This window comes from Actinomadura sp. WAC 06369 (genome assembly GCF_003947565.1).
GTDB lineage: Bacteria > Actinomycetota > Actinomycetes > Streptosporangiales > Streptosporangiaceae > Spirillospora > Spirillospora rifamycini.
In genome coordinates this window covers 40,309-50,747 of sequence record NZ_QHJN01000044.1, presented here as the reverse complement: position 1 = coordinate 50,747, position 10,439 = coordinate 40,309, and the positions used below count along the sequence as shown (strand labels likewise).

At 74.1% G+C, this 10,439-nt stretch carries 8 protein-coding genes; 5 read left to right on the top strand and 3 right to left on the bottom strand.

The window, feature by feature from the left end; all coding sequences use genetic code 11:
• Positions 1-223 precede the first annotated feature (223 nt).
• A complete protein-coding gene (locus DMH08_RS14630; RefSeq protein ID WP_158642307.1) occupies positions 224-1,051 on the top strand; it encodes an IPT/TIG domain-containing protein in 828 nt (275 codons plus the stop codon).
• Between the two features lie 78 nt (positions 1,052-1,129).
• Here the strand turns inward: DMH08_RS14630 and DMH08_RS40130 are convergent, their stop codons facing one another.
• Positions 1,130-2,581, bottom strand: coding sequence for a hypothetical protein (locus DMH08_RS40130; RefSeq protein WP_157433146.1), 1,452 nt, complete (start codon positions 2,579-2,581; stop codon positions 1,130-1,132).
• A gap of 101 nt (positions 2,582-2,682) precedes the next feature.
• On the opposite strand from DMH08_RS40130, the gene DMH08_RS14620 reads away from it, so the two are divergent.
• Complete coding sequence (locus tag DMH08_RS14620) at positions 2,683-3,486, top strand: hypothetical protein (protein WP_125614684.1); 804 nt, start codon at positions 2,683-2,685, stop codon at positions 3,484-3,486.
• Here the strand turns inward: DMH08_RS14620 and DMH08_RS14615 are convergent, their stop codons facing one another.
• Positions 3,487-4,647: an MFS transporter gene (locus tag DMH08_RS14615; RefSeq protein ID WP_125614681.1), complete on the bottom strand. Its 1,161-nt coding sequence runs from the start codon at positions 4,645-4,647 to the stop codon at positions 3,487-3,489.
• A 186-nt stretch (positions 4,648-4,833) separates the two neighbouring features.
• On the opposite strand from DMH08_RS14615, the gene DMH08_RS14610 reads away from it, so the two are divergent.
• The 3 genes from DMH08_RS14610 to DMH08_RS14600 all read left to right on the top strand — a co-directional run bounded on the left by DMH08_RS14610 (position 4,834) and on the right by DMH08_RS14600 (position 9,015).
• Positions 4,834-6,108 carry a lipase family protein gene (locus tag DMH08_RS14610; RefSeq protein ID WP_125614678.1) on the top strand — a complete coding sequence of 425 codons (1,275 nt, stop codon included), beginning with the start codon at positions 4,834-4,836 and terminating at the stop codon, positions 6,106-6,108.
• A gap of 77 nt (positions 6,109-6,185) precedes the next feature.
• Entirely contained in the window at positions 6,186-7,133 is a 948-nt protein-coding gene (locus tag DMH08_RS14605; protein WP_026404560.1) for an acyl-CoA desaturase, read from the top strand.
• A 136-nt stretch (positions 7,134-7,269) separates the two neighbouring features.
• Positions 7,270-9,015 carry a fatty acyl-AMP ligase gene (locus DMH08_RS14600; RefSeq protein WP_125614675.1) on the top strand — a complete coding sequence of 582 codons (1,746 nt, stop codon included), beginning with the start codon at positions 7,270-7,272 and terminating at the stop codon, positions 9,013-9,015.
• A 70-nt stretch (positions 9,016-9,085) separates the two neighbouring features.
• Here the strand turns inward: DMH08_RS14600 and DMH08_RS14595 are convergent, their stop codons facing one another.
• Positions 9,086-10,318, bottom strand: coding sequence for a helix-turn-helix domain-containing protein (locus DMH08_RS14595; protein WP_051301230.1), 1,233 nt, complete (start codon positions 10,316-10,318; stop codon positions 9,086-9,088).
• Between the last annotated feature and the right edge of the window lie 121 nt (positions 10,319-10,439).

Genomic DNA, 10,439 nt, shown 5'->3' with positions numbered 1-10,439 from the left:
GGGTGGGGGACTGCCGGGTGGGGAGCTGCTGCTGTCATGGCGCGCGTTCCCGTCACTAGAAAGCGGTTCGGGAATCGTACGTCCGGAATGCGAGACGGGAAAGGGGCCGGACCCGTCCGATCCGGCCGCCCGCGAAGCGCTGGGACCGGTGTGCCAGGTGGGGCGAAACGCCGATCTCCCCCCGCGCGATATGCCGCCGAGCCCCCCGGCGGAAAGGAGCCTCGTGGCCCAGTCGTCGTCCGCGTCCGCGTCGTCCGATTCTGCGTCGTCGGAGTCGTCGTCCGGCGCCCGGTACGCCCGCACCCGCGACATCGTCGCCGCGTCGGCCGCCCTGCTCCTGCTCACGGCCGCGCTCCTGGTCGTCCTCGTGCAGGTGTGGCCCCCCGCCCCGGAGGTCTCCCCGGACGGACGGACGCAGCTCCCCGCGCGCGACACGACCGTGCACCTGTTCGGCTGGTCGCCCCGCGTGTCCCGGGAGACGTGCCTGTTCGTCGTCGTGCTGGCCGCCGGGGCGCTCGGCGCGGTCGTCCACGCGCTCCGCTCGCTGTACTGGTACGTCGGCAACCGCGCCCTCCGCCGGAGCTGGCTGATGATGTACCTGACGCTCCCGCTCGTCGGGGCGCTGCTCGGGCTCGTCGTCTACCTCGTGCTGCGCGGCGGGCTGACGTCGCCCACCGGCGCCGCGACCGACATCAACCCCTACGGCGTCACCGCGATCGCCGCGCTCGTCGGGCTGTTCTCCCGGGAGACGGCCGAGAAGCTGCGCGGCGTGTTCGCGGCCCTGCTCGCGCCCGCCCCGGCGGGCCGCGACCAGGCCCTGGGGCCCGCGATCGCCTCGGTGGAGCCCGCGTCCGCCCCCGTCGGCGCGTCCGTCACCGTGCACGGGACGGGCCTCGCGTCGGCCTCGGCGGCGCGGTTCGGCGCCGCCGAGGCGCCGGTCGCCGACGTCACGGACACGCGCGTCCGCACGACCGTCCCGCCCGGGGCGACCGGGCCGCTGACGGTCCTCACCCCGTCCGGCCCGGCCGTGGCCCCGTTCACCGTCGAGTGACGCCCGCGGCCCGGACGCCCGCGCCCCGCTCGTCCGCGCCCCGTTCGCCCGGGTTCCGTTCGCCCGGGTTCCGCGCGGTCACTTCCCGTCCGGCCAGTGGCCGTGCCACGCGTCGTACGCGGCGCCCGGCAGCACCCGGGGCAGCGCCGACGTGCGCAGCCGCCCCAGCTCGGCGCCCGTCCCGGCCGCGCCGAACTGGAGCTCGGTCGCGTAGGCGGAGCGGTCGAGGCTCGCCGGGCCCGCCACCAGGCACGTGTACCGGGGGCCGGGCATCTCCTCGTCCGGGATCGCGTCGCCGACCGCGAGGCTGTTCGCCACCGTCACCCAGGTGCCGAGGCCGATGACCTGCCGCTCGGCGCCCTGCTGCTCCCACCGGAACGGCAGGATCGGCTTGGAGAAGATCGGCACGAGCAGGTGCGAGACGCCGCAGGACAGCAGCTCCCGCTCCCACCCGATCGAGCGGCCGAGGTCCTCGCAGATCAGCACCGCCAGCCGGCCGAGCGACGAGTCGAGCACGCTGATCCGCGACCCCGGCCGCGAGTACTCGTCGGCCGTCCCGTCCGCCGGCGCGTCCGGCAGCCGCCACAGCCGCATCTGCGCCGCGTCCAGCGTGAACCCGGACAGCTTGTCCTGGACGAGCAGTTCCCGGCCGGTCCACCGGTCGATCAGCACCGCCCGGTTCGGCGGCGGGTCCTCGTCGCCGAGCGGGCCGGTGCCGACCAGCAGGAACCGCAGCGGATGCCGCTCCCGGTCGCGCCCGGCCGTGTCGAACGCGACCTCCTTCCAGTGCTCCAGCAGCGAGTCCGACAGCGACGACTCCGGCATCACCGCGAGCCGCGCGCCCGACTCGTCCAGCCGCCGGATGATCGTCTTGATCCGGCTGCGGATCCCGGCGGTGTCCATCGGGCGCAGCCGGTACACGGTCATCCCGTGCTTCTCCTCGAACGCGATCTCCACGTCGTCGAACGTCTCCAGCACCGGGGCGCAGCCCACGGCGACCGGTTCGTCCCGGCTGAAGTGCGGGTCGTGCACCGACGGCAGGATCGTGTGGTCGATCCGGTCCCACTCGGCCTTCGGGACGCGGTGCACGCCGAAGAACTCGGCTTTCGTGCGCCGCCCGCGCGGCCGTCCGGGAAAGGCGCAGCGGGGGAGCAGCGCGCCCTCCGTCTCCGGCCCGTTGAACCGCCCCTCGGTCAGGTAGGTCACGAGCGTCCCGGCGAGCGCGGGCGCGTCGTAGTACGGCGAGTACGGGCTGGCGTGCGCGAGCGCGGCGTCCAGCCCGAGCAGCAGCGCGAACCGTCCGCGGTCGCCCTGCTCGCGGACGATCCGCGCGGTCTCGTCCGGGTCGAGCCCCCCGTCCTCGAGGACGGTCTCGGCGACGGCCTCCGCCGCGGCCCGCACCTCGGGATCGTCGTACCAGCGGGTGGCCGTCCAGTCCTCGAAAACGTCGTCGGACACCGAGTCGTAGAGCCTGACGAAGAGATCAGCTGGTGCGGCCGGGTAGGCGGGAGCCCCCAACTGATCCTGCATGAGCACCCTCCGGGGGAAATCAACGAGCGGCGACATCTGGCGGTAACTCGATGCTAACCGGAGGGGCACCCTCCTTCCGTGGCATCGGATACACTCTTCACTTGACAATCACTTGGCACGGGCTGACCCTTGAGGGGTACGGCCACTTCGTCGACCCGGGAGCAGCCGTGAACCTGAGGGCAGAGCCGACCTCCCCGCCGGCCGGTCGCGCGCGCGACCGCCGCAACGAGGTTCGGCGACTCATCGAGACCATGGAGCACGCCAAGGTCATCAGCGACGGGCACTTCAGTGCGCTCGGCATGCTGATCACCGACGCGTCGCTCACCGCCGACGAGCCCGCGCTCGTCGAGGTGCAAGACGGTCTGCAGTGGCTGCACCGGCACTATCTCGACGTCGACGCGCTCGACGGCGCGCAGCGCGAGCAGCGCGGCCGCATCCTCGGCATGATCGACGTCGTGCACTGGGCGCTGCGCCGGCTGCCGTCCGGCCTGCAGCTCGCCCTGCAGCCCGACGGGCACGCGGCCCGCTTCCTCGTCGCCGTCTGCCGCCGCCGCGGCATGTCCAACCAGCAGCTCGCCGCCGAGCTCGGCACCGACGAGACCGAGATCAGCCGCGTCGGCCGCCGGCTGCTGTCGGCCGGCGTCGTCTGGAAGCGCAAGGAGTGGCGCCGCAACTCCTGGGAGATCACCCCGCGCGGGCGCGAGTACCTCGAGACGTCCGGCCTCCTGCCCGAGGAGCCCGACGAGCCCCGCGCCGAGACCCCGCGCGCCGAGCGCCCGGTCGTCCGCGCGTCCGACCCCGACCTGCACGAGCGCCGCCGCGAGCCGGGCCCCGACCAGCCGGGCCCCGACCGGCCCGCCCCCGGCCGGCCGGCGCCGTCGCGCGAACGGCCCCGCCGCGGCTGATCAGCGGCGCCGCCGCGCCAGCGGCAGCGCCAGGAAGATCAGCACGGCGGTCATGGCGAACGCGGCTTCGTGGCCCGCCCGGTCGGCGGCGACCCCGAACGCCGCGCCGCCGACCCCCATGCCCCCGTCGAAGCCGATGTTCCAGATGGCGCTCACCGTCCCGTAACCCGACAGCGGCACCCGCTCGTACATCATCGCCAGGCTCGCGTTCTGCGCCACGCCGAACCCGGCGCCGAACAGCACCATGGCGGCGAACACCGCGGCCGGGTGCGGCGCGAGCACCAGCAGCGCGATGCCCGCCCCGGCGAGCGCGACCGCCGGCGCGAGCAGCCGCCCGGCCCCGTGCCGGTCCCCGGCGCGCCCGGCCCACCAGCGGGCCAACACCGTCGTGCCCGCCTGCACCAGCAGCGCCCCCGCCGCGAGGCCGGTGACCGCGGGCAGGAACGTGACGAGGACGCCCGACGCCATCGACGTCGCGCCGAACGCGAGCGCGGGGAGCACCAGCACCGCCGAGCGCAGCCCGGCCGCGATGCCGAACGCGGGTTCGTCCGCCCCGCCCGTCCCCGTCCGGCCGGGAAGGCCGGGCAGCACGGCCAGCGCGGCCAGCGAGAGCACCGCGCCCGCGGCGAACACCGGCGCGTACCCGATCCGGTCCGCGAGCCACACCCCGAGCGGCAGCGCCAGCACCGACGGCACGCCCGTCATGATCCCGTACAGCCCGAGGCCCTCGCCGCGCCGCTCCGGCGGGACGAGCGCCGCCGCCATCGCGCCCGTCACCACCACCGCGACCGCGAAGCCGAGCCCCCGCACCAGGCTCACCGCGACGATCAGCGGCATGCCGTCCGAGGCGGGCAGCACCAGCGGCGGCGCCCCGAGCAGCACGAGCCCGACCGCGAGCACCGCCCGGTGCCCGAACCGCCGGATCAGCCGGGGCAGCACCAGCTCGGCGAGCACCGTCGTCAGCATCAGCGTCCCGGTCGCCAGCCCCGCGCCGACCTCGCCCGCGCCGCCGGCCCGCGCGTACATCGGCACGACCGACATCAGCAGGAAGAAGCCGGTGAGGGAGGTCAGCGTGGCCGCGAACACCAGCGCCAGGTGCCGACTGACCAGCCGGGGGCGCCGGTCGGAGGTGGTATCGGAGTGTCGGAGGGCTTCGCTCATTACACCGACGTTAGAAGACTCGGGAGACCGGAGTCGCCGCCGGGTGTCGCGGGGGAGCGCTCCCGGTTTGTTGAGTCCGTTGCTAAGAGCGGCGCCCGACCATATGAGAGGACTTCATTTTCCTCGCGCGCCGCGTGGGACACAGTCGGCTGCATCCGTCTTCCCGGCCCACCCCCTGGAGCGAGGATGCGACTACGGACCCTGTTCGCCGCGGCGGTGCTCGGCGCGGCCGCGACGGCGGTGCCCGGCGCGGCCGCGGTGCCCGCCGCCGCCGCGCCGGCCGGGTGCACCGCCACCGACGAGGAGATCTACGCCGCACCGCCCGCGGCCGTCCAGGGGAACGCGGGCGACCTGCTCGCGTGCCGGGAGGCGGTGCTGACGAACATCCCCGGCGACATCCCGATGAAGGCGTGGAAGGTCCGCTACGTCTCGACGGACGCCGAGGGAAGCAGGAACGTCGTCACCGGGACGGTCGCGGTGCCCAAGGCCGAGTGGACGAAGGGCGGTCCGCGTCCGACGGTCGCGTTCAACCCCGGCACCCTCGGCTCCGGGCCGCAGTGCGCGTTCTCCAAGCAGCTCGCGGGCCGGTACGTCGACATGTACGAGGGCGGGAACCTCGCGCTGTTCCTCAAGGAGGGGCACGCGGTCGCCGCGACGGACGGCGTCGGCTACCTCGACGGGCAGGTCCACACGTACATGGTCGGCGCGAACGCCGGGCACGCGCTGCTGGACATCGTGCGGGCGTCGCGGCGGATCCCCGGCGGGCCGCCGGCCGACGGGAAGGTCGGCATCTCCGGCTACTCCGAGGGCGGGGCCGCGTCGCTGTGGGCCGCGCAGCTCGCGTCGTCCTACGCGCCCGAGCTGGACGTCGCGGGCGCCGCCGCCGGCGGCGTCCCCGGCGACCTGAAGGTGACCGCGAAGGCGCTGAACGGGAGCCTGTTCGCCGGGTTCCTCGCGGACGCGCTCGTCGGCCTGAACGCCGCGTACCCGCAGATGCCGTTCACCGGGCTGATGAACGAGAAGGGCGAGAAGGCGGTCCGGGACGTCGGGTCCCACTGCCTGTTCGGGACGCTCGCGGTGTTCCTGGGCGCGCGGGTCGAGGACTTCACCACCGACGGCCTGTCGCTCGACGAGATCTACGCGCTGCGCGGCCCCGGCGGGACGACGTGGGGCGAGATCGTCGACCGGCAGCGGCTCGGCGAGGACATCGGCGGGCCCGGCTCGGGCGCCCGGTACGAGATCGGCTTCCCGGTGTTCCAGTACCGCGGCTGGTTCGAAGAGATCATCCCGCACGAGACGGAGGACGCCACGCGGCGGCGCTACTGCGCCGCCGGCGTCAACACGACCTGGAAGAACACCTACCCGACCGAGCACCTGACGACCGACTGGGGCGCCGCCGGGGACGTGACGAACTTCCTGGACGACCGCTTCGAGGGCAAGCCCGCCGAGGGCGACTGCTGATCGTCCCGGAGGCCGGGCCGCCGGACGGACCGCGGCCCGGTCTCCGGGGATCCATCCAGTTCAAGGAGAGCATCGAGATGACAGCGGATGTCGCCGAAGCCGGAAGCAGAACCCCGCAGCCGGACCTGTCCGGAACGGTCCCGTGGCCGGAGCGGATCGCGATCGCGGTGTTCGTGATCGGGCCGATCGCCGGGGTCCTGGGCGCGATCCCGTTCCTGTGGGGCTGGGGGATCGGCTGGACGGACGTCGCGATCTTCGCCTTCCTCTACCCGCTGAACGCGATCGGCGTGACGGTCGGGTACCACCGGCACTTCACGCACGGCGGGTTCAAGGCGAAGCGGTGGCTGCGGATCGCGCTCGCGATCCTGGGCGGGCAGGCGATGCAGGGGTCGGTGGTCCGGTGGGTCGCCGACCACCGGCGCCACCACAAGTACGCCGACCGGGAGGGCGACCCGCATTCGCCGTGGCTGTACGGGCCGGGCGTGTGGGGGCTCACCAAGGGCCTCTACCACGCGCACATGGGCTGGCTGTTCAGCAAGGACCGGACGTCCCGCAGCAAGTACTGCCCCGACCTGCTGAAAGACAAGGACATCCGGTTCCTGTCGCTCGACCCCGTGTACGCGCTCATCGTGCTGTCGACGTTCGCGGTGCCGTTCGCGCTCGGGGGGCTTCTCACCTGGTCGTGGCACGGCGCGGTCACGGCGACGTTCTGGGCCGGGCTGCTGCGCGTGTTCGCCGGCGACCACATCACCTTCTCCATCAACTCCATCTGCCACGTGTTCGGCAGGACGGACTTCAAGACCCGCGACAAAGCCCGCAACGTGTGGTGGCTGGCGATCCCGTCGTTCGGCGAGTCCTGGCACAACCTGCACCACGCCGACCCGACGTGCGCGCGGCACGGCGTGCTGAAGGGCCAGATCGACATCAGCGCCCGCGTGATCTGGGTCTTCGAGCGGCTCGGCTGGGTCTGGGACGTCCGCTGGCCCGACCAGGAGCGCCTCGCCGCCCGCCGCGTCTCCCCGTGACCGCGCGTGCCCCCGTGACCGCGCGTGCCCCCGTGACCGTGCGTGCCCCCGTGACCGCGCGTGCCCCCGTGACCGTGCGTCCACCGCACCGCGTCTCCCCGTGAATCCGCGTTCCCCGTGACCCCAGGAGCCCACCATGAGCGACCTTCCCGCCCTCGACCGGACGCCGCTGATCGAGCGGCTCGCCCGGTTCGCCAAGGACTTCCCCGACGACCGCGCCTACACGTTCATGGACTACATGTCCGACCCGGACGGCGTCGCCACCGACCTCACCTGGGGCGAGCTCGACCGGCGGGCGCGCGCGCTCGCCGCCGCGATCCGCCGCGCCGCCGAGCCCGGACGCCGCGTCGCCCTCCTCGCCCCGCAGGACCACCACTACGTCGCGGGGTTCCTCGGCGCGATGTACGCGCGGGTCATCGGCGTCCCGCTGTTCTCCCCGGACCTGCCCGGCCACGGCGACCGGCTCCGCGCCGTCTACGCCGACGCCGAGCCCGACGTCGTCGTCACCACGAGCGCCGCGCTGCCGGCCGTCCGGACGTTCCTGGACGGCGACGGCGTGCGCCCCGCGGAGATCGTCGTCGCCGACGAGATCGACGCGTCGCCCGACTGGACGCCCGAGCCGATCGACCCCGACGACGTCGCCTACCTGCAGTACACGTCCGGCTCGACCCGCACCCCGGCCGGGGTGATCATCACGCACGGGAACTTCGCGACGAACGCCGAGCAGCTGTGGCGCGCGTTCGAGGGCGTCCCGCGCGAGTCGACCGGCGTGAACTGGCTCCCGGTGTTCCACGACATGGGCCTGGTGACGACGGTCGCGCTGCCGCTGGTGTACGGGAACCCGGGCGTGATCATGGACCCGGTCGCGTTCATCATGCGGCCGGTCCGCTGGCTGGAGCTGCTGAGCGGGCAGGACCACGCGTTCACCGGCGGCCCCAACTTCGCCTACGAGTACCTCACCGCGCAGGTCACCGAGGAGGAGAAGGCGTCGCTGGACCTCAGCGGCGTGCAGGTGTTCATGAACGGCGCGGAGCCGATCCGGGAGAGCACCCTCACCGGCTTCTACGAGGCGTTCAAGGACTGCGGGCTGCGCAAGGAGGCGCAGGTGTGCGCCTACGGCCTCGCGGAGGCGACCGTGTACGTGTCGGCGTCGTCCCGGTTCCAGGAGCCGACGCGCACCGCGTTCGACCACGAGGCGCTGCGCAGGGGCACCGCCGACCCGTGCGCCGCGGACGCGGCCGGCGCGATCCAGCTGCTCGCCTGCGGCACGTCCTACGGCCAGCTCGTGGTGATCGCGGACCCCGAGACCGGCGTGCGGCAGCCGGACGGGACGGTCGGCGAGATCTGGGTGCACGGACCGAACGTCGCCGCGGGCTACTGGGGGCGTCCCGAGGCGACGAGGGAGACGTTCCAGGCGGAGCTGTCGGGCACGGTCGGGGACGTGCCGCGCGGCCCGTGGCTGCGGACCGGGGACCTCGGCGTCCGGCACGGCGGCGAGCTGTACGTCACCGGCCGCATCAAGGACCTCGTCATCGTCGACGGCCGCAACCACTACCCGCAGGACGTCGAGTACACGGTGTCGAACGCGCACAAGGCGATCCGGAGCGAGTACACGTGCGCGGTCGCGGTCGACACCGGCGACACCGAGGGCCTCGTGGTGATCGCCGAGCGGAACCGGCGCGTCCCGATCGCCCTGCTGGACGCCGAGGAGGTCGGGCGGGCCGTCCGGGCGGCCGTGAAGAGGGACCACGACCTGCGGGTGCACGACTTCGTCCTGATCGAGCCGGGCGGGCTGCTCCGCACCAGCAGCGGCAAGATCGCCCGCGCCGCGTGCCGGCGGGCGTACCTGGAGGGGGCGCTGCCGCGCACGGAGACCGGCTGAGGAGGCCGGCTGAGGAGGCCGGCTGAGGAGGCCGGCTGAGGAGACCGGCTGACCCGTCCCGCACGTCCGCTCAGGGCCGCTCCCCGTCGGCGTCCAGCAGCCAGACGGGGAGCAGGAGCATCAGCTCCAGGCGCAGCTCCGGGTCCTCGATGTCGAAGTCGAACATCTCGTGGAGCTGCGCCATCCGGTACCGGACGGTCTGGGGGTGCACGCGCAGGGCGTCCGCGGCGTCGGTCGCGTTGAACCCGTGCTTGAGGCATTCGAGGAGGGTCCGCGCGAGCCGGGCGCCGCGGTGCGGCCCGGCGTCGGCGAGCGGCGCGAGGCGGCGCCGGGCGGCCGCCTCGGCGAGCGTCCGGCCCTCCTGCAGCAGCAGTTCCGGCAGGTGCCGGTCGGCGTGCAGCAGGCCGCCGCCCCGCGCCTTCGGGCAGTCCGGGGCGAGGTCGAGCGTCCGGTGCGCCCAGTGCAGCGACACCCCGGCCTGCTCGAGCGGCACCGAGGGCCCCGCCGCGCCCGTCCAGTCCCGCAGCGGCGCGGTGAGCCGGTCGATGCCGCCGGGCCGGTCCGGGTCGGGCACCACCAGGCAGGTGCGGCCCCGGTCCAGCCCGGACAGCAGGGCGGGCGGCAGCCCGCGCGGGCCCTCGCCGCCGTGGCCGGGACGGGTGTCGAGGACGATCACCGCGATCCGCTCGGGCAGCGGCCAGCCGGCCAGGGCGGCCTGCTCGACGAGCACGTCGCGCGGGGCGGGCGGGTCCGACAGCAGCAGCCCCAGCAGCCGCGCCCGCCGCTGCTCCCGCTCGCCCGCCGCCTTCTCCCGCGCCCGCGCGTACCCCTGGGCGGCGGCGGACGCGAGCAGGTCGAGGTACGCGAAGTTCGCCTCGGTCAGCCGGATGGCGAGGTCCCGGTGCTTCTTCAGCCGGTCGGCCTCCCGCGCCAGGTACCGCCAGGCCGTCCGCGACGCGACCCGCAGCGCGTTCTGGAAGTGCTCCAGCCCGCGCCCTTCCACGGCCTCGCCGTAGCCGATGTCGAAATAGAGCTGGTGCAGCTCCTTCCACGACGCGTCGGGGTCGGCGATGAGCCGCACGAAGTGCTCCATGCCCCGCGCGATCGTCTTTCGGACGACCTCCACGTAGACGGGGTCTTCGAGGCGCGCGTACTCGGGGACGTGCCGCAGGACGCCCTCGACCATCGCGTCGCCCAGCGCGGGCAGGTGGGGGCGGATCCAGTCGGCCTCCTCGCGGGGGATGTCGCGCCAGGGCTGGTCCGACAGATCGTCGGCGGCGGGCCGGTCGGCTAGCTCGGTCACAGGGGCACCTCCGTGAGCACAAACCCGGGCCGCCAGGCTAGGCAGAGCGTGTCGCGCGCGACACTCACCGCGATGACAACACTCGCCGCGCTTTGCTCCCGGGGCGAGCGTTTTTCACGGC